General features: G+C 33.6%; 37 protein-coding genes. All 37 read left to right on the top strand.

Annotated features, from left to right (window positions below):
- Positions 1-34: 34 nt before the first annotated feature.
- The 37 genes from rpoC (at position 35) to rplQ (ending at position 23430) form a co-directional block, all read left to right on the top strand.
- Positions 35-3568, top strand: a complete 3534-nt coding sequence (gene rpoC, locus FYJ27_RS01350; protein WP_154481934.1) for a DNA-directed RNA polymerase subunit beta' — start codon at positions 35-37, stop codon at positions 3566-3568.
- Between the two features lie 110 nt (positions 3569-3678).
- Positions 3679-3921: a ribosomal L7Ae/L30e/S12e/Gadd45 family protein gene (locus tag FYJ27_RS01345; protein ID WP_154481931.1), complete on the top strand. Its 243-nt coding sequence runs from the start codon at positions 3679-3681 to the stop codon at positions 3919-3921.
- Positions 3922-3948: 27 nt separating this feature from the next.
- Entirely contained in the window at positions 3949-4365 is a 417-nt protein-coding gene (gene rpsL / locus FYJ27_RS01340; RefSeq protein ID WP_154481928.1) for a 30S ribosomal protein S12, read from the top strand.
- 125 nt (positions 4366-4490) lie between these two features.
- On the top strand, positions 4491-4961 hold the full coding sequence (gene rpsG, locus FYJ27_RS01335) for a 30S ribosomal protein S7 (RefSeq protein ID WP_226808376.1): 471 nt from the start codon (positions 4491-4493) through the stop codon (positions 4959-4961).
- A 48-nt stretch (positions 4962-5009) separates the two neighbouring features.
- Positions 5010-7076, top strand: a complete 2067-nt coding sequence (gene fusA, locus FYJ27_RS01330; RefSeq protein WP_326831017.1) for an elongation factor G — start codon at positions 5010-5012, stop codon at positions 7074-7076.
- 30 nt (positions 7077-7106) lie between these two features.
- Positions 7107-8300, top strand: coding sequence for an elongation factor Tu (tuf, locus tag FYJ27_RS01325; RefSeq protein ID WP_154481922.1), 1194 nt, complete (start codon positions 7107-7109; stop codon positions 8298-8300).
- 325 nt (positions 8301-8625) lie between these two features.
- Positions 8626-8949 (top strand): 30S ribosomal protein S10, encoded by a 324-nt coding sequence (rpsJ, locus tag FYJ27_RS01320; protein WP_042679565.1) that lies wholly within the window; start codon positions 8626-8628, stop codon positions 8947-8949.
- Positions 8950-9005: 56 nt separating this feature from the next.
- The gene (gene rplC / locus FYJ27_RS01315; RefSeq protein WP_154481919.1) at positions 9006-9638 is read left to right on the top strand and encodes a 50S ribosomal protein L3; all 633 of its coding nucleotides are present in this window, start codon (positions 9006-9008) and stop codon (positions 9636-9638) included.
- A gap of 24 nt (positions 9639-9662) precedes the next feature.
- Positions 9663-10286, top strand: a complete 624-nt coding sequence (rplD, locus tag FYJ27_RS01310; protein ID WP_154481916.1) for a 50S ribosomal protein L4 — start codon at positions 9663-9665, stop codon at positions 10284-10286.
- Positions 10286-10579, top strand: a complete 294-nt coding sequence (gene rplW / locus FYJ27_RS01305) for a 50S ribosomal protein L23 (protein ID WP_216384393.1) — start codon at positions 10286-10288, stop codon at positions 10577-10579. Before rplD ends, rplW begins: the two co-directional genes overlap by 1 nt.
- 28 nt (positions 10580-10607) lie before the next feature.
- Entirely contained in the window at positions 10608-11438 is an 831-nt protein-coding gene (gene rplB, locus FYJ27_RS01300; RefSeq protein ID WP_154481913.1) for a 50S ribosomal protein L2, read from the top strand.
- Between the two features lie 32 nt (positions 11439-11470).
- The gene (gene rpsS / locus FYJ27_RS01295) at positions 11471-11755 is read left to right on the top strand and encodes a 30S ribosomal protein S19 (RefSeq protein ID WP_154481910.1); all 285 of its coding nucleotides are present in this window, start codon (positions 11471-11473) and stop codon (positions 11753-11755) included.
- Between the two features lie 21 nt (positions 11756-11776).
- On the top strand, positions 11777-12112 hold the full coding sequence (gene rplV / locus FYJ27_RS01290; RefSeq protein ID WP_226808207.1) for a 50S ribosomal protein L22: 336 nt from the start codon (positions 11777-11779) through the stop codon (positions 12110-12112).
- A gap of 17 nt (positions 12113-12129) precedes the next feature.
- Positions 12130-12834, top strand: a complete 705-nt coding sequence (gene rpsC / locus FYJ27_RS01285; protein ID WP_154481907.1) for a 30S ribosomal protein S3 — start codon at positions 12130-12132, stop codon at positions 12832-12834.
- 33 nt (positions 12835-12867) lie between these two features.
- Positions 12868-13311, top strand: a complete 444-nt coding sequence (gene rplP / locus FYJ27_RS01280; RefSeq protein ID WP_154481904.1) for a 50S ribosomal protein L16 — start codon at positions 12868-12870, stop codon at positions 13309-13311.
- Complete coding sequence (gene rpmC / locus FYJ27_RS01275; protein ID WP_154481900.1) at positions 13301-13507, top strand: 50S ribosomal protein L29; 207 nt, start codon at positions 13301-13303, stop codon at positions 13505-13507. Before rplP ends, rpmC begins: the two co-directional genes overlap by 11 nt.
- Positions 13508-13513: 6 nt before the next feature.
- Positions 13514-13768 (top strand): 30S ribosomal protein S17, encoded by a 255-nt coding sequence (rpsQ, locus tag FYJ27_RS01270; protein WP_154481897.1) that lies wholly within the window; start codon positions 13514-13516, stop codon positions 13766-13768.
- A 28-nt stretch (positions 13769-13796) separates the two neighbouring features.
- Positions 13797-14165 carry a 50S ribosomal protein L14 gene (gene rplN, locus FYJ27_RS01265; RefSeq protein ID WP_154481894.1) on the top strand — a complete coding sequence of 123 codons (369 nt, stop codon included), beginning with the start codon at positions 13797-13799 and terminating at the stop codon, positions 14163-14165.
- Positions 14166-14180: 15 nt separating this feature from the next.
- Complete coding sequence (rplX, locus tag FYJ27_RS01260) at positions 14181-14492, top strand: 50S ribosomal protein L24 (RefSeq protein ID WP_154481891.1); 312 nt, start codon at positions 14181-14183, stop codon at positions 14490-14492.
- Between the two features lie 29 nt (positions 14493-14521).
- A complete protein-coding gene (gene rplE / locus FYJ27_RS01255) occupies positions 14522-15064 on the top strand; it encodes a 50S ribosomal protein L5 (protein ID WP_154481888.1) in 543 nt (180 codons plus the stop codon).
- Positions 15065-15082: 18 nt separating this feature from the next.
- Positions 15083-15268 carry a type Z 30S ribosomal protein S14 gene (locus tag FYJ27_RS01250; RefSeq protein WP_154481885.1) on the top strand — a complete coding sequence of 62 codons (186 nt, stop codon included), beginning with the start codon at positions 15083-15085 and terminating at the stop codon, positions 15266-15268.
- 31 nt (positions 15269-15299) lie between these two features.
- Positions 15300-15695 carry a 30S ribosomal protein S8 gene (rpsH, locus tag FYJ27_RS01245; RefSeq protein ID WP_154481882.1) on the top strand — a complete coding sequence of 132 codons (396 nt, stop codon included), beginning with the start codon at positions 15300-15302 and terminating at the stop codon, positions 15693-15695.
- A gap of 38 nt (positions 15696-15733) precedes the next feature.
- On the top strand, positions 15734-16273 hold the full coding sequence (rplF, locus tag FYJ27_RS01240; protein ID WP_154481879.1) for a 50S ribosomal protein L6: 540 nt from the start codon (positions 15734-15736) through the stop codon (positions 16271-16273).
- A gap of 15 nt (positions 16274-16288) precedes the next feature.
- Positions 16289-16657, top strand: a complete 369-nt coding sequence (rplR, locus tag FYJ27_RS01235; protein WP_154481876.1) for a 50S ribosomal protein L18 — start codon at positions 16289-16291, stop codon at positions 16655-16657.
- A 16-nt stretch (positions 16658-16673) separates the two neighbouring features.
- The gene (gene rpsE / locus FYJ27_RS01230; protein ID WP_154481873.1) at positions 16674-17180 is read left to right on the top strand and encodes a 30S ribosomal protein S5; all 507 of its coding nucleotides are present in this window, start codon (positions 16674-16676) and stop codon (positions 17178-17180) included.
- 12 nt (positions 17181-17192) lie between these two features.
- Positions 17193-17369, top strand: a complete 177-nt coding sequence (gene rpmD, locus FYJ27_RS01225) for a 50S ribosomal protein L30 (RefSeq protein WP_154481870.1) — start codon at positions 17193-17195, stop codon at positions 17367-17369.
- Between the two features lie 32 nt (positions 17370-17401).
- Positions 17402-17845: a 50S ribosomal protein L15 gene (rplO, locus tag FYJ27_RS01220; protein WP_154481867.1), complete on the top strand. Its 444-nt coding sequence runs from the start codon at positions 17402-17404 to the stop codon at positions 17843-17845.
- Positions 17846-19120 (top strand): preprotein translocase subunit SecY, encoded by a 1275-nt coding sequence (gene secY, locus FYJ27_RS01215; protein ID WP_154481864.1) that lies wholly within the window; start codon positions 17846-17848, stop codon positions 19118-19120. It begins immediately after the preceding gene.
- Between the two features lie 18 nt (positions 19121-19138).
- Positions 19139-19780: an adenylate kinase gene (locus FYJ27_RS01210; protein ID WP_154481861.1), complete on the top strand. Its 642-nt coding sequence runs from the start codon at positions 19139-19141 to the stop codon at positions 19778-19780.
- Positions 19781-19855: 75 nt separating this feature from the next.
- Positions 19856-20137: a KOW domain-containing RNA-binding protein gene (locus tag FYJ27_RS01205; RefSeq protein ID WP_154481858.1), complete on the top strand. Its 282-nt coding sequence runs from the start codon at positions 19856-19858 to the stop codon at positions 20135-20137.
- 35 nt (positions 20138-20172) lie between these two features.
- Positions 20173-20391, top strand: a complete 219-nt coding sequence (gene infA, locus FYJ27_RS01200; RefSeq protein WP_154481855.1) for a translation initiation factor IF-1 — start codon at positions 20173-20175, stop codon at positions 20389-20391.
- A 16-nt stretch (positions 20392-20407) separates the two neighbouring features.
- Positions 20408-20521, top strand: a complete 114-nt coding sequence (gene rpmJ, locus FYJ27_RS01195; protein WP_154481852.1) for a 50S ribosomal protein L36 — start codon at positions 20408-20410, stop codon at positions 20519-20521.
- Positions 20522-20615: 94 nt separating this feature from the next.
- Complete coding sequence (gene rpsM / locus FYJ27_RS01190) at positions 20616-20981, top strand: 30S ribosomal protein S13 (RefSeq protein ID WP_154481849.1); 366 nt, start codon at positions 20616-20618, stop codon at positions 20979-20981.
- 18 nt (positions 20982-20999) lie between these two features.
- A complete protein-coding gene (gene rpsK / locus FYJ27_RS01185; RefSeq protein WP_216384408.1) occupies positions 21000-21401 on the top strand; it encodes a 30S ribosomal protein S11 in 402 nt (133 codons plus the stop codon).
- A 21-nt stretch (positions 21402-21422) separates the two neighbouring features.
- On the top strand, positions 21423-22046 hold the full coding sequence (gene rpsD, locus FYJ27_RS01180; RefSeq protein WP_154481846.1) for a 30S ribosomal protein S4: 624 nt from the start codon (positions 21423-21425) through the stop codon (positions 22044-22046).
- A 69-nt stretch (positions 22047-22115) separates the two neighbouring features.
- Positions 22116-23063 (top strand): DNA-directed RNA polymerase subunit alpha, encoded by a 948-nt coding sequence (locus FYJ27_RS01175; RefSeq protein WP_154481843.1) that lies wholly within the window; start codon positions 22116-22118, stop codon positions 23061-23063.
- A 25-nt stretch (positions 23064-23088) separates the two neighbouring features.
- The gene (gene rplQ, locus FYJ27_RS01170; RefSeq protein ID WP_154481840.1) at positions 23089-23430 is read left to right on the top strand and encodes a 50S ribosomal protein L17; all 342 of its coding nucleotides are present in this window, start codon (positions 23089-23091) and stop codon (positions 23428-23430) included.
- Positions 23431-23444: the final 14 nt, after the last annotated feature.

Below are 23444 nucleotides of genomic sequence, written 5' to 3'. Positions count from 1 at the left end.
CTAAAACTTTACTATGGAAGGGAGAGAAAGCTCCTTGTTTGAACTTAACAATTTTGATTCAATAAAAATCGGCTTAGCTTCTCCAGAAAAAATAAGACAATGGTCAAAAGGAGAAGTAAAAAAACCTGAAACTATAAATTATAGGACTTTGAAGCCTGAAAAAGAAGGATTATTTTGCGAAAAAATATTTGGACCAACAAAGGACTGGGAATGTCACTGTGGTAAATATAAGAGAGTAAGATATAAAGGCGTAGTATGTGATAGATGTGGTGTAGAAGTTACTAAAGCTAAGGTTAGAAGAGAAAGAATGGGGCATATTGAATTAGCTGCCCCAGTGTCTCACATATGGTATTTTAAAGGAATACCAAGTAGAATGGGCCTTATGCTTGATATGTCACCAAGATCATTAGAGAGAGTTCTTTACTTTGCTTCTTATATAGTCGTAGATCCAGGTGACACACCATTATCTCAGAAACAGCTGTTAACAGAAGCAGAATATAGGGAAGCACAAGATAAATATGGAAACAAATTCTTAGCTTTAATGGGAGCAGAAGCTATAAAACAACTTCTTGAAAGAATAGATTTAGATAAAGAAGCAAAAGATTTAAGAATGCAACTTAGAGATGCAACTGGACAAAAAAGAATAAGGATTATTAGAAGATTAGAAGTTGTAGAAGCTTTTAGAAAATCAGGGAATAAGCCAGAGTGGATGATCCTTGATGTAATTCCAGTTATACCACCAGATTTAAGACCTATGGTGCAGTTAGATGGAGGAAGATTTGCAACTTCAGATTTAAATGATCTATACAGAAGGGTAATAAATAGAAATAACAGGCTTAAGAGACTTTTAGACTTAGGAGCTCCTGATATTATAGTTAGAAATGAAAAGAGGATGCTTCAAGAGGCAGTAGATGCACTAATTGACAACGGTAGAAGAGGTAGACCAGTAACTGGACCAGGAAATAGACCTCTTAAATCGTTATCTGATATGCTTAAAGGTAAGCAAGGTAGATTTAGACAAAATCTACTTGGAAAGAGAGTTGACTATTCTGGTAGATCAGTAATAGTTGTAGGTCCAGAGCTTAGTTTTTATCAATGTGGGTTGCCTAAAAAAATGGCATTAGAATTATTTAAACCTTTTGTAATGAAAGAACTTGTAGCAGAAGGTCATGCCCATAATATTAAAAGTGCTAAGCGAATGGTAGAGAGAGTAAAACCGGTTGTATGGGATGTATTGGATACTGTTATTAAAGATCATCCTGTGCTTTTAAACCGTGCTCCAACTCTTCATAGACTTGGTATTCAAGCTTTTGAGCCTGTATTAGTAGAAGGTAAAGCTATAAAACTTCATCCATTAGTTTGTACAGCTTACAATGCAGACTTTGACGGTGACCAAATGGCGGTACACGTACCCCTTTCAACTGAAGCTCAAGCTGAAGCAAGGCTTTTAATGCTATCGGTTAATAATATATTAGCGCTAAAAGATGGTAAACCAATAACTACACCTACGCAAGATATGGTATTAGGAAGTTATTATCTAACTGTGGAAGGCGATGGGGAAAAAGGTGAAGGTAAAATATTTAAAGATTATGAAGAAATGCTTCTAGCATATTATAATGATGAAGTTGAAATACATGCTAAAGTAAGAATAAGAAGAAGATTAGATGAAAATGACAATGGAAAACTTGTAGAAAGTACGGTGGGAAGATTTATATTCAATGAACACATCCCACAAGATCTAGGGTTTGTAGATAGAAGTAAAGATAAATATTCTCTTGAAATAGATACTCTTGTAGATAAAGGTATGTTAGGTAAAATAATTGAAAGATGTTACAGAAAACATGGAAATACAGTAACTGCAACAGTTCTTGACCATATAAAGGAAGTAGGATATCATTACTCAACTATAGGGGCAGTAACTGTTAGTATGGGAGATGTAATAGTACCTGATAAAAAAGAAGAACTTATATCAAAAGCTGAAACAGAAGTAGATAAATTTGAAAAATCCTATAGAAGAGGACTTATTTCTGATGAAGAAAGATATGAAAGAGTAATCGAAATATGGAATGAAACTACAGAAAAATTAACTGAAGAGTTAATGGGTGGGTTGGATAGATTAAATAATATATATATAATGGCTCATTCAGGGGCTAGAGGTAGTAAAAACCAAATAAGACAGCTTGCAGGTATGCGTGGTCTTATGGCTAATGCTTCTGGTAAAACTGTAGAAATCCCTATAAAAGCTAACTTCCGTGAAGGATTAAGTGTATTGGAATTCTTTATTTCCACTCATGGTTCAAGAAAAGGTCTTGCTGATACAGCACTTAGAACTGCGGATTCAGGATACTTAACAAGAAGACTTGTAGATGTCAGTCAAGATGTTATTGTAAGAGAAGAAGATTGTGGTACAGATCAATATATAGTTGCTAAAGATTTTAAAGATGGAAAAGAAATAATAGAAGAACTAAGAGATAGAATCATTGGAAGATATCCATTTGAAGATGTAATAGATCCTGAAACGGAAGAAGTATTAGCGAAGAAAGATGAATTGATAACAGAAGATATGGCAGATCAAATAAAAGAAGCAGGAATTAAAGAGGTAAAAGTAAGATCGGTACTTGGATGTAAAGCCCACTATGGCGTATGTGCAAAATGCTATGGTAGAAATTTAGCTAATGGACAAAAAGTTAATGTAGGTGAAGCTGTAGGTACTATAGCTGCTCAATCTATTGGAGAGCCAGGAACTCAGCTTACAATGCGTACTTTCCATACAGGTGGAGTTGCTGGAGCAGATATTACTCAGGGTTTACCTAGAGTTGAGGAGTTATTTGAAGCAAGAAAACCTAAAGGTTTAGCTGTAATAAGTGAAATATCTGGAGAAATTTCAATAAATGAAACCAAGAAGAAAAAAGAAGTAGTAGTGACTGCAAAAAATGGAGAATCAAAGAGTTATGGCATAACTTATGGTTCAAGACTTAAAGTTAGAAATGGAGACTTTGTAGAAGCAGGAGATGAAATAACGGAAGGATCTGTAAATCCTCATGATATATTAAAAATCAAAGGTGTTCATGGAGTACAAAATTATTTAGTAAAAGAAGTTCAAAGAGTATATAGACTTCAAGGTGTAGATATAGATGACAAACATATTGAAATAATAGTTAGACAAATGTTGAGCAAGGTAAAAATAGAAGATTCTGGAGATACAGATTTATTACCAGGAAGTTTAGTGAACATAAATGATTTTGAATATACAAATGCACAGATAGAGAGTGAAGGCGGAAAGCCAGCTGTTGGAAGAAGGGCTCTTCTTGGAATAACAAAAGCTTCTCTTGCAACTGATTCTTTCTTATCTGCCGCTTCATTCCAAGAAACTACTAGAGTTCTTACAGAAGCAGCTATAAAAGGCAAAGAAGATAATTTATTAGGCCTTAAAGAAAATGTAATAATAGGTAAACTTATACCAGCAGGTACTGGCATGAGAAGGTATAGAGATGTAGAGGTTTCACCTAATATTGAAGAGATTGATGAAAAACTAATTGAAAATGTTGTTGACAGTGAAAAAAACTAATGCTAAAATGTAGGAGTGTGTAAATATAAGTGGACTCTTAAAAATTTAAAATTATGTGGGAGATTTTCTCCCACATAATTTTAAGATGTTTGAATGAAGGAGGAAGCTTTATGTTATCAAAATTAAATACTGAGAGTAAAATTGTAGGTACGAAACAAGTCAAAAGAGCTATATTAAATGAAAGTGTAAATACAGTTTTTATAGCAAAAGATGCAGAAAATAAAGTTATAAAAGATGTAGAACAGCTATGTGAAGAAAAATCTGTAGATATAATCTATGTTGATACAATGAAGGAACTAGGTAATGCATGTGGCATTGAAGTCAGTGCAGCAAGTGCTGCACTGTTAAAATAAATATACAGCGCAAAAGGAGGTGCCTAAATGCCAACAATTAACCAATTAATAAGAAAAGGCAGAAAAGATGTTGCTGATAAATCAAAATCACCAGCATTAGGTGTGAACTTTAACTCTCTTAAAAAGAGAACTACTACAGTTAATTCACCACAAAAAAGAGGAGTTTGTACATCAGTTAAAACTGTTACTCCTAAAAAACCAAACTCAGCTTTAAGAAAGGTTGCTAGGGTTAGGTTAACAAATGGAATGGAAGTTACAGCTTATATTCCAGGAATTGGACACAACTTACAAGAACATAGTGTTGTTTTAGTAAGAGGTGGAAGAATTAAAGACTTACCAGGTGTTAGATATCATATTGTAAGAGGAGCACTTGATGCTGCAGGTGTAGAAGATAGAATGCAATCAAGATCTAAATATGGTGCTAAGAAACCTAAGAAGAAATAATTTGTGCTGGAAATGCATTGGATTTATTCCATTAATTTATAGATAGATGCATTTTGGGCACGACGGCAAGAAATCTTGTCGAGTACCTATGAATCTACTATTTTATGGTTAAGGAGGGAAGCGAAGTGCCAAGAAAAGGACATATATCAAAAAGATATGTTATGCCAGATCCATTATATAATGATGAGGTAGTTACTAAACTAATAAATCAAGTAATGTTAGATGGTAAAAAAGGTATTTCTCAAAATATTGTTTATGGAGCATTTGACTATATAAAAGAACAAACAGGTGAAGAACCATTAGAAGTTTTTTATAAAGCAATGAATAATATTATGCCAGTATTAGAGGTAAAAGGTAGAAGAATTGGAGGAGCAACTTATCAAGTACCAATTGAAGTTAGACCAGAAAGAAGAGAAACACTAGGTCTTCGTTGGCTAGTTAGATATTCAAGAGCTAGAGGCGAAAAAACTATGACTGAAAGATTAGCAAAAGAAATACTAGATGCCGCAAACAATACTGGTGCTAGTGTTAGAAAGAAAGAAGAAACTCATAAAATGGCTGAAGCAAATAAAGCTTTTGCACATTACAGATGGTAAGAAAATAATTTTAAAAATTTGGAGATATATACAGAAAGGAGGAGTACTGTGCCTAGAGAATTTTCATTAGACAAAATTCGTAACATAGGTATAATGGCTCATATAGATGCTGGTAAAACTACTACCACAGAAAGAATACTTTTCTATACCGGGAAAATTCATAAATTAGGAGAAACTCATGAAGGTTCAGCTCAAATGGATTGGATGGAACAGGAACAGGAAAGAGGAATTACTATAACGTCTGCTGCGACTACATGTCATTGGCAAGGTCATAGGATTAACGTTATAGACACACCAGGACACGTGGATTTCACTGTTGAAGTAGAAAGATCTCTTCGTGTTCTCGATGGTGCAGTAGCGCTTTTCTGTGCTAAAGGCGGAGTAGAACCACAATCTGAAACAGTATGGCGTCAAGCAGATAAATATCATGTACCACGTATGGCTTTTATTAATAAGATGGACATTTTAGGAGCAGACTTTTTTAGAGCAGTTGACATGATAGAGGATAGATTACATGGATCACCAGTTCCACTACAAATCCCTATAGGAAAAGAAGATAACTTCATAGGAGTTGTAGACCTTATAGAAATGAATGCTAGAGTTTATAAAGATGAATTAGGATCACAATTTGAAATAGAAGATATACCAGAAGATTTGAAAGATTTAGCAAATGAATATAGAGAAAACATGATAGAAAAAATAGCAGAACATGATGATGAACTTATGGTTAAATATCTTGAAGGTGAAGAACTTACACCTGAAGAAATTAAAAGAGCTATAAGAAAAGCTACAATAAAAGTTGAAATAACTCCTGTTTTATGTGGTTCATCATATAAAAACAGAGGTGTTCAACCATTAATTGATGCAATAGTTGATTATATGCCTTCACCATTAGATATACCACCAATCAAAGGTATAGAAGTTGGTACAGATGAAGAAGGAGAAAGAAAAGCTTCAGATGATGAGCCATTTTCAGCATTAGCATTTAAGATAATGGCAGATCCTTATGTAGGAAAATTAGCTTTCTTTAGAGTTTATTCAGGAACTTTAAAATCAGGAAGCTATGTATATAACGCAACAACAGGTAAAAAAGAGAGAGTAGGAAGAATTCTCTTAATGCATGCTAATAAAAGAGAAGAAGTTGATGAAGTTCACGCAGGAGATATTGCAGCAGCAGTAGGGCTAAAGGCTACTGCTACAGGTGATACACTATGTGATGAAGACCATCCAATAATACTTGAATCTATGGAGTTCCCAGAACCAGTAATAGATGTAGCTATTGAACCAAAAACCAAGGCTAGTCAAGAAAAAATGAGCGTAGCTTTAACAAAACTTGCTGAAGAAGACCCAACATTCAAAACCCATACAAATGAAGAAACAGGTCAAACTATAATTGCAGGAATGGGAGAGCTTCACTTAGAGATTATTGTAGATAGACTTCTTAGAGAATTTAAAGTAGAAGCAAATGTTGGAGACCCTCAAGTAGCTTACAAAGAAGGTATTACTACTACAGCGGAAGCTGAAGGAAAATATGTAAAACAATCTGGGGGACGTGGACAATATGGCCATGTAAAACTTAGAGTTGAACCAAATGAAGGAAAAGGATATGAATTTGTTAATAAAATAGTTGGAGGAGTTATTCCTAAAGAATACATTCCAGCTGTTGATGAAGGGATTCAAGAAGCAATGCACAGTGGTGTAGTAGGTGGATATCCAGTATTAGATATGAAAGTAACATTATATGATGGTTCTTACCACGATGTAGACTCATCAGAAATGGCGTTTAAGATAGCAGGTTCTATGGGCTTTAAAGAAGCAATGCAAAAAGCTAACCCTGTACTTTTAGAACCTATTATGAAAGTAGAAGTAACAGTGCCAGAAGAATATATGGGTGATGTAATGGGAGATATAAATTCCAGACGTGGTAGAATTGAAGGTATGGAAAGCAGGAACGGACTTCAAGTAATAAATGGATATGTTCCACTTTCAGAAATGTTTGGCTATGCAACTGACTTAAGATCAAATACTCAAGGTAGAGGTAATTATACAATGCAATTTGATCATTATGAACCAGTACCAAGTAGTATAGCTGAAAAAGTATTAGGTGATAAATAATTTTATTTCTGATATTAAGGAGGAAGAAAAATGGGAAAAGCAAAATTTGAGAGAACAAAACCACATGTTAATATTGGAACAATAGGTCACGTAGACCATGGTAAAACAACATTAACAGCAGCAATAACAACAGTATTAAACTCAAGATCAGGATCAGGAGAAGTAATGAGCTATGACAATATAGACAAAGCTCCAGAAGAAAGGGAAAGAGGAATAACAATTTCCACATCCCACGTAGAATATGAAACAGAAAACCGTCACTATGCACACGTAGATTGTCCAGGTCACGCTGACTATGTAAAGAACATGATCACAGGAGCAGCACAAATGGACGGTGCAATATTAGTAGTATCAGCAGCAGACGGTCCAATGCCACAAACAAGAGAACATATACTACTATCAAGACAAGTAGGAGTACCAGAAATAGTAGTATTCTTAAACAAAGCAGATATGGTAGATGATGAAGAATTAATAGAATTAGTAGAAATGGAAGTAAGAGAACTATTAAGCGAATATGATTTTGATGGAGACAATGCTTCAATAGTAGTAGGATCAGCATTAAAGGCAATAGAAGAACCAGATAGTGAATGGGGAGACAAGATTATAGAATTAATGGCAGAAGTAGACAAGAAAATTCCTGAACCAGAAAGAGATATAGACAAACCATTCCTAATGCCAGTAGAAGACGTATTTAGTATAACAGGAAGAGGAACAGTAGCAACAGGAAGAGTAGGAAGAGGACAATTAAAAACTGGTGACGAAGTAGAACTAGTTGGGTTAAGTGAATCCTCAAGAAAAGTAGTAGTAACAGGAATAGAAATGTTCAGAAAGATATTAGATGAAGCACAAGCAGGAGATAATATAGGAGCACTATTAAGAGGAGTTCAAAGAGAAGAAATAGAAAGAGGCCAAGTATTAGCAGCGCCAGGAAGTATTACACCACATACAAAATTCGAAGCTGAAGTATATGTATTAACAAAAGAAGAAGGTGGAAGACACACACCATTCTTCAATGGATATAGACCACAATTCTATTTTAGAACAACAGACGTAACAGGAAATATAGAATTAGAAGAAGGAACAGAAATGGTAATGCCTGGAGATAATGCAAAGTTCGTTATAGAACTTATTACACCAGTAGCAATAGAAGAAGGATTAAAATTCTCGATTCGTGAAGGTGGAAGAACTGTAGGAGCAGGAGTTGTTTCTAAAGTTATTGAATAAGATTAAAAAGTATTAAAGGAAGGGCTTTTACCCTTCCTTTAATACTAATATAATAAAAAAAATTAAAAATCATGAAAAAATGTAAAAAAGGCTTGAGTTTTTTGTTGATATGCTATAAAATAAATGAGTGTGTAATTTTTGACATTGCGATGAGGTGAAAGGTTGCTGTTTTCAGGGAATTTTCGCTGAGAATGTCCGGTTTCTAAACTGGGCGACTTGAATTGCTAAGCTCAACCTTATAAAAAAATAATACAACACACCCGGTTGAGTGTATAGGCAGTTCTAGTCGCATGTAAAAAAGCATGCGATAGAAGGAGGGAATTACATGTCAAACAAAGGAAATGGAAAACAAAAAATAAGAATCAGATTGAAAGCTTACGATCATGAGCTTTTAGATGTTTCAGCTCAAAAGATTGTAGAAACTGCTAAGAGGACAGGAGCTACAGTTTCAGGTCCAGTACCATTGCCAACTGAAAAAGAAGTTGTTACAATACTTAGAGCAGTTCATAAATATAAAGATTCAAGAGAACAATTTGAGCAAAGAACTCACAAACGTCTAATTGATATATTAAATCCAAATCAAAAGACTGTTGATTCTTTAATGAAGCTTAATTTACCAGCAGGAGTAGATATTGAAATAAAGTTATAATTTCTTAGAATGATTACAAAATGTAATCCGCTGTAAGATTTAGGAGGTGCAAAAGGATGAAAAAAATTTTAGGAAGAAAAATAGGAATGACCCAAATATTCGATGAAAATGGTGTGGTTACCCCAGTTACAGTAGTTGAGGCAGGACCAGTAAAGGTTGTTCAAAAAAAGAGTTTAGAAAAAGATGGGTATAATTCTATTCAAGTAGGATATGTAGACGTTAAAGAAAACAGAGTAAATAAGCCTTTAAAAGGTCACTTTGATAAAGCACAAGTTGAATATAAAAAGTATTTAAAAGAATTCAAAGTTGAAAGTTTAGATGAATATGAGATAGGTCAAGAAATTAAAGCAGATATATTCGAATTAGGCGATAAAGTTGATGTTAGTGGAATTTCAAAAGGCAAAGGAACTCAAGGACCTATAAAAAGACATGGACATGGAAGAGGACCAGAAACTCATGGATCAAAATATCATAGAGCACCTGGAGCTATGGCAGCAGCAGCTTATCCAGGAAGAGTGTTTAAAGGTAAAAAATTAGCTGGTCATATGGGAAATGAAAAGGTAACAGTTCAAAACTTAGAAATTGCTAAAGTAGATGTTGAAAAGAATTTATTATTGATAAAAGGAGCAGTACCAGGCCCTAAAGGTGGACTACTTACAATAAAAGAGAGTGTTAAAGTATCCAAATAGTTTTGTTAGAAAGGAGGAAACCCTATGCCAAAAGTTAATGTATATAATATATTGGGAGAACAGGTTGAAGATATAGATTTAAAGGATGATATATTTGACGTAGAAGTAAATGAAACTGCTATGTATGAAATGGTTAAAAATCATCTTGCAAATAGAAGACAAGGAACTCAATCGGTTAAGACTAGAACAGAAGTAAGAGGTGGAGGAAGAAAACCTTGGAGACAAAAAGGTACTGGTAGAGCTAGACAAGGTAGTATAAGAGCTCCTCATTGGAAAGGTGGCGGCGTTACATTTGCACCTAAGCCAAGAGATTATAGCTATAGAGTACCTAAGAAAGTAAGAAAACTTGCTATTAAAAGTGCTCTTACTTCAAAAGTGTTAAATGATGAGATTATAGTTTTAGATGAGTTAAATATAGAAGAACCTAAGACTAAAGAAATGGTTAAAATATTAGATAGTATTAAAGCAAACAAGAAAGCTTTAATTGTTATGGATGAATCGAATGAAAATGTAATGAAATCAATTAGGAATATTCCTAATGTTGAAGTTACAATAGCAAATACTTTAAATGTATATGATATTTTAAAATATGATTCCTTCATCATAACAAAAGCTGCTGTAAGAAAAGTGGAGGAGGTGTATGCATAGTGCGTATTCCACACGATATAATCGTTAAGCCTATAATAACAGAGGAAAGTATGGACGCTATGGCAGATGGAAAATATACATTTGTAGTAGATAAAAAAGCAAATAAGAGCCAAATTAAAAGAGCTATAGAGGAAATATTTGACGTTAAGGTGGATAAAGTAAATACTATAAACATTATGGGTAAGGAAAAGAGAATGGGTGTTCATGTAGGTAGAAGACCTAATTGGAAAAAAGCAATTATCACACTTAGTGAAGATAGCAAAGGAATTGAATTCTTTGAAGGAATGGAATAGAAAATAATAGTAGAAGGAGGGAATAATAATGAGTATGAAAAAATACAAACCTACTTCACCAGCTATTAGACATATGACTGTTTCGGGATTTGAAGATATAACTAGGAAGAGACCTGAAAAGTCATTGGTTACTAGTTCAAATAGGAAAGCTGGAAGAAATGCTCATGGAAAAATAACAATTCGCCATAGAGGCGGCGGTGCTAAAAGAAAATATAGAATAATAGATTTTAAAAGAGATAAAGATGGTATACCAGGAAAAGTTGCTGCTATTGAATATGATCCAAATAGAACTGCAAATATAGCACTTATATATTATGTTGACGGAGAAAAAAGATATATTATTGCTCCTAATGGATTAAAGGTAGGAGATACAATAGAATCAGGTCAAGATGCAGACATTAAAACTGGAAATGCATTGCAATTGAGATATATACCTGTAGGAACTACTATTCATAATATAGAGTTAAAACCTGGCAAAGGCGCACAACTTGTTAGAACTGCAGGAGCAGAAGCTCAACTTATGGGAAAAGAAGGTTCATATGGGATGGTAAAGCTTCCTTCAGGAGAGACTAGACTTATTAGATTGGATTGTAAAGCAACTATTGGTCAAGTAGGAAATGTTGAACATGAAAATATAACTATAGGAAAAGCAGGAAAGAGCAGACATTTAGGAATTAGACCGACAGTTAGAGGTAGTGCAATGAATCCAAATGATCACCCACATGGAGGTGGAGAAGGTAGAACACCTATTGGTATGCCTAGTCCAGTAACACCATGGGGTAAACCAACTCTTGGTTATAAGACTAGAAAGAAAAACAAGAAATCTAATGAATATATTGTGAGAAGAAGGAGCAGATAGTTTAAAACCAGTATAAGAGAGGAGGAAGATTCATGGGTAGATCCTTAAAGAAAGGACCATTTTGTGATGATCATTTATTAAAGAAAATCGATGAGTTAAATGATAAAAATGAAAAAAAAGTAGTAAAAACTTGGTCACGTCGTTCAACAATTTTTCCTCAAATGATAGGTCATACTATAGCGGTTCATGATGGTAGAAAACATGTACCTATATATATAACTGAAGATATGGTTGGCCACAAACTAGGAGAGTTTGTTCCAACTAGAATATTTAGAGGACACGGTGAAAAAACTGAACAATCAACCACGTTAAAATAAGATTAAAGGAGGGAGTTTAGGGTGGAAGCTAGAGCTATAGCAAAATATATACGAATATCACCTTTAAAGGTTAACTATATTGCTAGAGAAATAAGAGGTAAAAATGTAGATGAAGCTCTTGCAATATTAGAGTTCACACCTAAAAAAGGTGCAAGAGAGCTTCAAAAAGTTTTAAATTCAGCTATTGCAAATGCGGAAAATAATTTTGGTTTAGATAGAGATTCCCTTTATGTAGCGGAAGCTTATGCCAATGATGGACCAACTATGAAAAGATGGAGACCTAGAGCTCAAGGAAGAGCTTATCCTATACTCAAGAGATCGAGTCACATAGGTGTCGTAGTTAAGGAAAGAGAATAGAAAAGGAGGGATGGTAAATGGGTCAAAAAGTAAATCCACATGGCCAAAGAGTTGGTATCATTAAGGATTGGGATTCCAAATGGTACGCAGATAAAAATGATTTTAGCGATTTATTAGTTGAAGATTACGAAATTCGAAAATATATAAAAAACAAAATGTACATTGCTGGTATTTCAAATATTGAAATAGAAAGAGCTGCAAATAGAATTAAAATTTCCGTTTATACAGCTAAACCAGGAATGGTTATAGGTAAAGGTGGAAAAGGAGTAGAAGGATTAAGAAAAGAATTAGAAAAAATAACAGGAAAAAATGTGATAGTAAATGTTGAAGAAGTTAAAATACCAGAATTAGATGCACAACTTGTAGCTGAAAATATTGCTTCTCAACTTGAAAGAAGAATTTCTTTTAGAAGGGCTATGAAACAAGCCATTCAAAGATCAAGAAGAGCAGGAGCAAAGGGTATTAAAACATCAGTATCAGGAAGACTTGGTGGAGCTGATATGGCGAGAACTGAAGGTTACAATGAAGGAACTATACCTCTACAAACACTAAGAGCAGATATTGACTATGGATTTGCAGAAGCAGATACAACTTATGGAAAAATAGGGGTTAAAGTATGGTTGTACAAAGGAGAAGTTCTTCCTACTAAAAAAAGTGGTAAAGAAGAAAAAGAATCCAATGTTGACAATAGAAAAAAAAGAAATAACAAAAGAAACAAATAGTTTGATTACATTTGTAGGAAGGAGGAAGGTAAAATGTTAATGCCTAAAAGGGTTAAATATCGTAGAGTTCATAGAGGAAGAATGAAAGGTAAAGCTAATCGTGGCAATAAAATAACTTATGGAGAATATGGCTTGCAAGCACTTGAACCAGCATGGATTACTTCAAATCAAATAGAAGCTGCGAGAAGAGCTATGACTAGATACGTAAAAAGAGGCGGAAATGTTTGGATAAAAATATTCCCAGACAAACCAGTTACTGAAAAACCAGCTGAAACTCGTATGGGATCAGGTAAAGGATCACCAGAATATTGGGTTGCAGTTGTAAAACCAGGAAGAATTCTGTTCGAAATGGGCGGAGTTTCAGAAGAAGTAGCAAGAGAAGCTATGAGACTGGCATCATATAAATTACCTATAAAGACGAAGTTTGTCACTCGTGAAGATGGAGAGGAAAAGGGTGGTGAAGCTAATGAAGGCTAATGAAATTCGCGAATTAACAGATCAAGAATTAAATAATAGATTATTAGAATTAAAGAGCGAATTATTCAATTTGAGATTTCAATTAGCTACAGGCCAGCTTGATAATCCAAAGCGAATAAAAGCTATAAGAAAAGATATTGCTCGTGTTAAAACAGTATCAAGAGAAAGAGAACTAGGGATAGGAAAGGAGGTTTAGTTTCAAATGGAAAGAGGAAATAGAAAACAAAGAGTAGGACGTGTTGTAAGCGACAAAATGGATAAAACTGTAGTAGTAGCAGTAGAAACATTTGTTACACACCCTTTATATAAAAAGCAAATTAAAAAAACTACAAGATTTAAAGCACATGATGAAAATAATGAATGTAAGGTTGGAGACGTGGTTAAGATTATGGAAACTAGACCATTGAGCAAAGATAAAAACTGGAGACTTGTAAGTATAATTGAAAAAGCAAAATAGTCCCTAGGTGTGGAAAGGAGGTAATCTCATGATTCAAACAGAAAGCCGTCTTAAGGTGGCTGACAACTCAGGTGCAAGAGAACTTTTAGTTATTAAAGTACTTGGAGGTTCCAATAGAAGATATGCAAATATTGGAGATACGGTAGTTTGTTCTGTTAAAAGTGCAACACCTGGTGGTGTTGTTAAAAAGGGTGAGATAGTAAAAGCGGTTATAGTTAGAACTAAAAAAGGTGTTAGAAGAAATGATGGAAGCTATATTAAATTTGATGAAAATGCAGCTGTTATTATAAAAGATGACAAACAGCCAACAGGAACTCGTATATTTGGACCAGTTACAAGGGAATTAAGAAGCGGAAACTATATGAGAATTATATCATTGGCACCTGAAGTACTATAAGAGGAGGTGTATGTTATGAAAATTAAAAGAGGAGATACAGTAATAGTTATATCTGGAAAAGACATTGGAAAAAAAGGAAAAATCTTAACAGCTTTTCCTAAAGAAAATAGAGTTATAGTTGAAGGCGTTAATATGCTTACAAAACATCAAAAAGCTACAGGCCCAATGCAAGAAGGTGGTATAATCCATCAAGAAGGTCCTATAGATGCTTCAAATGTTATGTATTATTGTGATAAAGATAAAAAAGGCGTAAGAGTTGGATATAAATTTTTAGAAAACGGAGATAAAGTTAGAATTTGTAAAGTTTGTGGAGAAGAATTAGACTAATAATGGACAATTGAAAGGAGGTAGCAGATATGACTTCCAGATTAAAAGAAAAATATGTTAATGAAGTTGTTCCGGCTTTAATGGAAAAATTTCAATATAGCAGTGTGATGGAAGTACCTAAACTAGAAAAAATAGTTATAAATATGGGAGTTGGAGAGGCAAAAGAAAATCCTAAACTATTGGAAAGTGCAGTAGAAGAATTAGGTTTGATTTCTGGACAAAAGCCTATAGTTACAAAGGCTAAAAAATCTATAGCTAACTTTAAAGTACGTGAGGGAATGCCTGTTGGTACAAAAGTAACATTAAGAGGAGAAAGAGCTTATGATTTTTTAGATAAATTAATGAATATATCACTACCAAGAGTTAGAGACTTTAGAGGGGTGAGCCCTGTATCATTTGATGGTAGAGGAAACTATGCTCTTGGTATAAAAGAACAATTGATCTTCCCTGAAATTGAATATGACAACGTGGAGGCCATAAGAGGGCTTGATATAATAATTGTTACTACTGCTAAAACTGATGAAGAGGCAAAAACATTTTTAGAAGTTATGGGAATGCCTTTTAAAAAGTAGAATAAGGAGGGAGATATTTTGGCTAAGAAATCAAAAGTGGCTAAACAAAAAAGAAAACAAAAGTTTAGTACTAGAGAATATAATAGATGTAAAATTTGCGGTAGACCTCATGCTTATTTAAGAAAATATGGTATTTGCCGTATCTGTTTTAGAGAATTAGCATATAAAGGACAAATTCCTGGTGTTAGAAAAGCTAGCTGGTAGTAAGTAATGTGTTGAAAGGAGGTAGCAAATTATGATGACTGACCCAATTGCGGATATGCTTACAAGGATTAGAAATGGTAACAATGCAAGACATGAATCTGTAGATATTCCAGCATCAAATATTAAAAAAGATATAGCTCAAATATTACTAGATGAAGGTTTCATTAAGAGTTTTGATGTAATTGATGATGGAAAACAAGGTTTTATAAGAGTTCAACTAAAATATGGTAATAATAATGAAAAAGTTATTAGCGGAATAAAGAAAATATCTAAACCTGGCTTGAAAGTATATGTTAAAAACGATGAGATTCCTAGAGTGTTAGGAGGACTTGGTATAGCTATACTTTCCACTTCAAAAGGCATTATGACTGATAAAGAAGCTAGAGTAGAAAAAATAGGTGGAGAGGTTCTTTGTTACGTTTGGTAATATATCATGTGTAATTTAAAGGGACAGGAGGTGCACTTATGTCAAGAATAGGATTAAAACCAATAACTATTCCAAATGGAGTAGAAGTTAAAATAGATGATAAAAATTTTGTTGAAGTAAAAGGGCCTAAGGGAAAAATTGAGCAACAATTAAGTCCTGAAATGGGCATAAAAATAGAAGATAATATAATAACTATTAGTCGTCCAACTGAAAATAAAAAACATAAATCCTTACATGGATTAACAAGGACACTTATAGCAAACATGATAGATGGAGTTGTGGGAGAGTTTTCTAAGACTTTAGAAATTCAAGGAACTGGATACCGTGCACAAAAACAAGGTAAGAAACTTGTGTTAAATCTTGGATTTTCTCATCCTATAGAAATGGAAGATCCAGAAGGTATAGTGGTAGAAGTACCACAACCTAATAAGATAGTTATTAAAGGAATAGACAAACAAAAAGTAGGAAATTATGCTGCTGTAATTAGATCTTACAGAGAACCAGAACCATATAAAGGTAAAGGTGTAAGATATGAAGGTGAAATGGTTAGACGTAAGGTTGGTAAGACTGGTAAATAGAAGGGAGTGATATAGTTGCTTAAACAAATTAATAGAAATGAAAAAAGAAAAAAAAGGCATATGAGAGCTAGACAAAAATTAACTGGTACTCCTGAAAGACCAAGATTGAATGTCTATAGAAGCCTAGACCATATCTATGCTCAGGTTATAGACGATACTGTAGGCAATACAATTGTCTCAGCTTCAACACTAGATAAGGAATTAAAAGATAAATTAGATAAAACAAGTAATAAAGAAGCGGCAAAACTTGTAGGTAAGTTAGTGGCTAAAAGAGCTCAAGAAAAAGGAATTAAAGAAGTAGTGTTTGATAGAGGCGGATATATTTATCACGGAAGAGTTAAAGAACTTGCTGACGCAGCAAGAGAAGCAGGATTGAAATTTTAAGGAAGGAGGGGAATAAATGCAACGTCAATATGTAGATCCAAGTGAATTAGATTTGAAAGAGAGAGTTGTAAGTATAAATCGTGTAGCTAAAGTAGTTAAAGGTGGTAGAAACTTTAGATTTAGTGCATTGGTAGTAGTTGGAGATGAAAATGGGCATGTAGGAGTTGGAATGGCAAAAGCTCTTGAAGTACCGGAAGCTATAAGGAAGGCTATACAAGATGCACGTAAACATGTAATAAGAGTTCCCCTTGTAGGAACTACAATACCTCATGAAATATTAGGAGAATTTGGTGCAGGAAAAGTACTTCTTAAACCATCAAGAGAAGGTACAGGAGTTATTGCTGGAGGACCTGTGCGTGCTGTATGTGAGTTAGCAGGTATTAGAGACATAAGAACTAAATCTTTAGGAACAAGTAACCCTAGAAACATAGTAAATGCGACTATGCAAGGTTTAAAAGAACTTAAAGAAGTAGAAGATGTAGCAAAATTAAGAGGAAAATCAGTAGATGAAATAATAGGTTAGGGGGGAGTAAATATGGCTAAAATTAAAATCAAATTGGCTAAGAGCTATATTGGTAAAACAGAAGCTCAAAGAAGAACAGTAGAAGCTCTTGGACTAAAAAAGGTTGGTCAAGTTATAGAAAAAGAAGATACTCCTCAAATTAGAGGTATGATTGAAAAAGTAAAACATATGGTTGAGGTAGTAGAATAGTATCGATATTGAAGATAAGAGGAGGTGTACCTATGAAACTACATGATCTAAAACCTAGTGAAGGTGCAAAAAGCAGATCACCAAAGAGAGTAGGAAGAGGATATGGTTCAGGTCTAGGAAAAACTTCTGGGAAAGGACATAAAGGACAAAAAGCTCGTTCAGGTGGTGGCGTGAGACCAGGATTTGAAGGTGGTCAAATGCCTTTGTATAGAAGACTTCCAAAGAGAGGTTTTACAAATATTTTTGCAACAAAATATTCAATTATAAATATTGTAGATTTAAATAGATTTGATGAAAATACTGTTATAACACCAGAATTATTATTAGAGGAAGGATTAATTAAAAAGTTAAATGATGGAGTTAAAATACTAGGGGATGGAGATTTAGATAAAAAACTTACCGTTAAAGCTCATAAGTTTAGCAAATCTGCTGCTAAAAAAATAGAGGCTGCAGGGGGAAAGGTAGAGGTGATCTAGATGCTTTCAACGCTCAAAAATGCATGGAGAGTTCCGGATATTAGGAAGAAAATCATATTCACCTTGTTTATGCTTCTTGTATTTAGATTAGGATCTAGTATACCTGTACCTGGAATGGATAAGGCAGTAATAAAAGAAATATTTGAAAAATCTCAAGGTGGAGTGTTAGAGTTTTTAGATATGATGGCCGGAGGATCTTTCAGTCAGTTTAGTATATTTGCACTAAATATCTACCCTTATGTAACAGCTTCTATTATTATACAACTTCTAACAATAGCTATTCCTCGTCTTGAAGAAATGGCTAAAGAAGGAGAAGAGGGTAGAAAGAAAATAGCACAAATGACTCGTTATGGTACAGTTATACTAGCTTTAATTCAAGCAATAGGTATAACAATAGGTTTCTTTAATGGAGCTCTAATTTCAAAGAGTTTTTTACCTGTAGCAATAGTAATTATTACTTTAACAGCAGGTACTGCATTTTTAATGTGGCTTGGAGAGCAAATTACTGACAAAGGAATAGGAAATGGAATTTCCTTAATTATATTTGTAGGTATTATTTCAAGAATACCTAGTGAGATAAAAAAGATGATAGGCTTATATAAAGCAGGATCAATAAGTATAATTGGGCTGATATTATTTGTTGTATTTGCAATAGTTATTATTGGAGTAGTTATACTATTGCAAGAAGGAGAAAGAAGGATTCCAGTTCAATATGCAAAGAGAGTTGTTGGAAGAAAAATGTATGGAGGACAAAGTACACATATTCCTATCAAAGTGTCAATGGCAGGAGTTATACCAGTTATTTTTGCTACATCTCTTTTAGCATTTCCTCAAACATTAGCACTTATGTTTAGAGGAGAGCCATCAGCTTGGATAACTAAGTATTTAACCCCTGGTGGTGCTGTTGGAGCATGGGTATATTCTATATTAAATATTCTTCTAATAATATTCTTTACTTATTTTTATACTGCAATACAGTTTAATACAGTAGAATATGCACAAAACTTACAACAATATGGTGGATTTATTCCAGGAATTAGACCTGGAAGACCAACATCGGAATACTTAAATAAAGTTGTTTCGAGGCTTACATTTGTTGGAGCAATATCGTTAGCTGCTATAGCTTCACTACCAATAATTTTATCATCTATATTTAAATTAAATGTAAACTTTGGTGGAACAGCTTTAATTATAGTTGTAGGTGTTGTATTAGAAACTGTAAAGCAAATAGAAGCTCAAATGCTTATGAGACATTACGAAGGATTTTTAAAATAATTTTAGGAGATGATTTTCTTGAGGTTGGTGTTGTTAGGGCCACCTGGAGCAGGAAAAGGAACTCAGGCTTCAGCTATTATTAAAAAATATAATATTCCCCATATATCTACGGGAGATATTTTTAGAGCAAATATAAAAAAAGGTACGGAACTTGGGAAAAAAGCAAAAGCTTATATGGATAAAGGACAATTGGTTCCAGATGAACTTGTTGTTTCAATTGTAAAAGATAGGTTATTGGAAGATGATTGTAAAGATGGTTTTCTTTTAGATGGTTTTCCAAGAACAGTGAAACAAGCAGAGGCATTAGATGAAGAACTTACAAAGATGGAATTAAAATTAGACCATGTAATTAATATTGATGTAGAAAGTGATGAACTAATAAAAAGAGCAGTAGGAAGAAGAATTTGTAAAAATTGTGGTGCAACTTATCATATAGAGTTTAACCCTCCAAAAAAAGAAGAAGAATGTGACGTATGCGGTGGAGAACTTTATCAAAGAGATGATGATACAGAAAAAACTGTTGCTAACCGTATAGAGGTTTACTTAAAAGAAACTAAACCACTAGTAGATTACTATACTAAAAAGGGTATAATATTTAGTGTAGACGGTAAGCAAGCCATTGAAGATGTATTTAAAGATATTGTCAAATCTTTAGAATAGTTATATGTTGAGAAAGGCTCTGCCTTTCTCCGATTGACAAGACAGCTTACAAAAGCCCATAAAGAGGTGAAGTAAATGGATTCAACTAGCGACATAACCGTTGGTCAGGTGGTTAAGTCAAGAGCTGGTCGAGATAAAGGTAATATATTTTTAGTTTTGGATATAATTGATGATAAATATCTATATGTTGTAGATGGAGATATTAGAAAACTGGATAATCCAAAGAAGAAGAAAGTTAAACATTTAATTATTTATAATACAATAGTTCCAGAACTAAAAGAAAAAATTGAAAATGGAACCAAAATAAACAACGCTTATATAAGGAAATTATTAGAACCTTTCAAGATAAAATTATAAATTTTGGTTTGTTGAACAGGAGGTTCGATAACTTAATGTCTAAAAAAGATATTATAGAGGTAGAGGGTACAGTAACAGATGCTCTACCAAACGCTATTTTTAAAGTAGAACTAGAAAATGGGCATGAAATACTTGCTCATATATCTGGTAAACTAAGAATGAATTTTATAAGGATACTTCCAGGAGATAAGGTTACTGTTGAGCTGTCACCTTATGATTTGACAAGAGGGAGAATTACATGGCGAAAAAAGTAGCATAGGAGGGATTGGAATGAAGGTAAGACCATCAGTTAAGAAGATGTGTGAAAAATGTAAGATCATAAGAAGAAAAGGAAAAGTAATGGTTATTTGCCAAAATCCAAAACATAAGCAAAGACAAGGATAATTTTTGATATAGAATTAAAGGAAAGTATATTGATAGTAATGCAGCTACTTGTTAGAAATTTTATATAGGAGTATATTAGGAGGTGTGAACATTAATGGCTAGAATTGCTGGTGTTGACTTACCAAGGGATAAAAGAGTTGAAATTGGTTTAACTTATATATTTGGTATAGGTAGATCAAGAGCTAATGAAATATTAGAAAAAGCAGGCGTAGATAGAAACACTAGGGTTAAAGATTTAACTGAATCAGAAATAGCTAAGTTAAGAAGTATTGTTGATGAATATGCTGTTGAAGGTGATCTAAGAAGAGAAATAGCAATGAATGTTAAGAGACTTAAAGAAATCAATTGTTATAGAGGAATTAGACATAAAAGAGGGCTGCCAGTTAGAGGACAAAATACAAAGACTAATGCAAGAACTAGAAAAGGTCCACGTAAGGTAGCAAGTAAGAAGAGTAGATAGTAAAAGGAGGGATTTTAAGTGGCAACTAAAAAAGGTGCTAAGACTCGTGTAAGAAGAAAAAAAGAACGTAAGAATATAGAGAGAGGTCAAGCTCATATTCAATCTACTTTTAATAATACAGTAGTAACACTTACAGACACTCAAGGAAATGTTCTTTCTTGGGCAAGTGCTGGACAATTAGGATTTAGAGGTTCAAGAAAATCTACTCCTTTTGCAGCACAACAAGCTGCCGAAGAAGCAGCAAAGAAAGCTATGGAACATGGTCTTAAAACTGTAGAAGTATACGTTAAAGGACCAGGTGCTGGAAGGGAAGCAGCTATTCGTTCTCTTCAAGCAACAGGATTGGAAGTTAATTTAATTAAAGATGTAACACCAATACCACATAATGGTTGTAGACCACCAAAACGTAGAAGAGTTTAATCAATAGGAGGTGCATAGAGAATGTCAAGATATACAGGTCCTGTTTGCAGATTATGTCGTAGAGAAGGACAAAAACTTTATCTAAAAGGAGATAAATGTTATACGGATAAATGTCCTGTAGCAAAGAGAAATTATGCTCCAGGTCAACATGGACAATCAAGAAAGAAATTAACTGAGTATGGACTACAATTAAGAGAAAAACAAAAAGTTCGTAGATATTATGGTATACAAGAATCACAAATGTTGAAGTATTTCAACATGGCAGATAAGATGAAAGGAATTACAGGTGAAAACTTGCTTAAAATATTAGAATCCAGACTTGATAATGTAGTTTATAGAATGGGTTACGCTGCATCTAGAGCAGAAGCAAGACAACTTGTTACTCATGGACATTTTACTATAAATGGTAAAAAAGTTGATATACCATCCTATTTAACTAAAGTAGGAGATGAAATAGAAGTTAAAGGAAAAAGTAAAAGTAGTTCAAGATTTAAAGAAATGGTAGAAGAACATAGAGGTACTACTGTAAAATGGATTCAAGTAAGTCCTGAAGAATTAAAGGGTAGAATAGTATCTGAACCATCAAGAGAAGAAATAGATTTACCAATTCAAGAACACTTAATAGTTGAGTTGTATTCCAAATAATGATTTATTATTTAGAATCAGTTGCCCTCGGAATCTTGAAATATTTAAATATGGGGAGGGTTATTGTTAATGATAGAAATTGAAAAGCCTAAAATAGAAATAGTTGAATTGAGTGAAGATGATAGTTATGGCAAATTTGTTTTAGAACCATTGGAAAGAGGGTATGGAACTACCCTAGGCAACTGCCTTAGAAGGGTACTTCTTTCTTCATTACCTGGTGCAGCTGTATCATCAATTAAGATTCAAGGAGTTCTTCATGAGTTTAGTACTATTCCAGGAGTATTTGAAGATGTTCCAGAAATAATATTAAATATCAAAGATATTGCAGCCAAGATGTACTCTGACGAGCCAGTAATATTGAGAATAGAGGCTAAAGGCCCAATGGAAATTACTGCTGGAGATATAATAACTGATCCAGATGTAGAGATATTGAATAAAGATCTTCATATCGCTACTGTAAATGAAGATGGAGAACTTTATATGGAATTAGAAATGGTAAAAGGTAGAGGCTATGTAACTGCTGAGAGAAATAAAAAAGAAGAACAACCAATAGGAATGCTTCCAGTAGACTCACTATTTACCCCAGTAAAAAAAGTTAATTTTACTGTAGAAGATACAAGGGTTGGTCAAATAACAGACTATGATAAACTTATATTGGAAGTATGGACTAATGGAACTATAAAAGCAGACGAAGCAACATCCCTTGGTGCAAAAATACTTACTGAACACTTAAATCTATTTATAGATTTGACTGAACATGTAAATGATGTAGAAATAATGGTTGAAAAAGAAGAAGACAAGAAAGAAAAAGTTTTAGAAATGACTGTAGAAGAATTAGATCTTTCAGTAAGAAGTTATAATTGCTTGAAGAGAGCAGGAATAAATACAGTAGATGAATTAACTCAGAGAACTGAAGAAGACATGATGAAAGTAAGAAATTTGGGTAAGAAATCCCTTGAAGAAGTTAAAAATAAATTAGCTGATTTAGAATTAAGCCTTAGAAAAAGCGATGAGTAACAAGGAGTGAAGGAGGGATAATAGGATGGCTCAATTAAGAAAACTTAGTCGCCCTACAGATCACAGAAAAGCGATGCTAAGAAATCAAGTGACTAAATTGTTAGCTTATGGTAGAATTGAAACTACACATGCTAGAGCAAAAGAAACACAAAGAATGGCTGAAAAAATGATCACTCTTGCAAAAAGAGGAGATTTACATGCGAGAAGACAAGTTTTAGCATATATATATGACGAAGATGTAGTAACAAAGTTGTTTGATGAAATTGCACCAAAATACTCTGAAAGAAATGGTGGATATACAAGGGTTTTAAAGATGGGTCCACGAAGAGGAGACGGTGCAGAAATGGCGATAATAGAATTATTGTAGATAGTGGGGGATTA

The organism is Anaerosalibacter bizertensis (assembly GCF_009696605.1).
In the GTDB taxonomy this organism is placed as follows: domain Bacteria; phylum Bacillota; class Clostridia; order Tissierellales; family Sporanaerobacteraceae; genus Anaerosalibacter; species Anaerosalibacter bizertensis.
The sequence above is the reverse complement of the archived record's forward strand: the minus strand, read 5'-3'. Positions and strand labels throughout refer to the sequence as shown.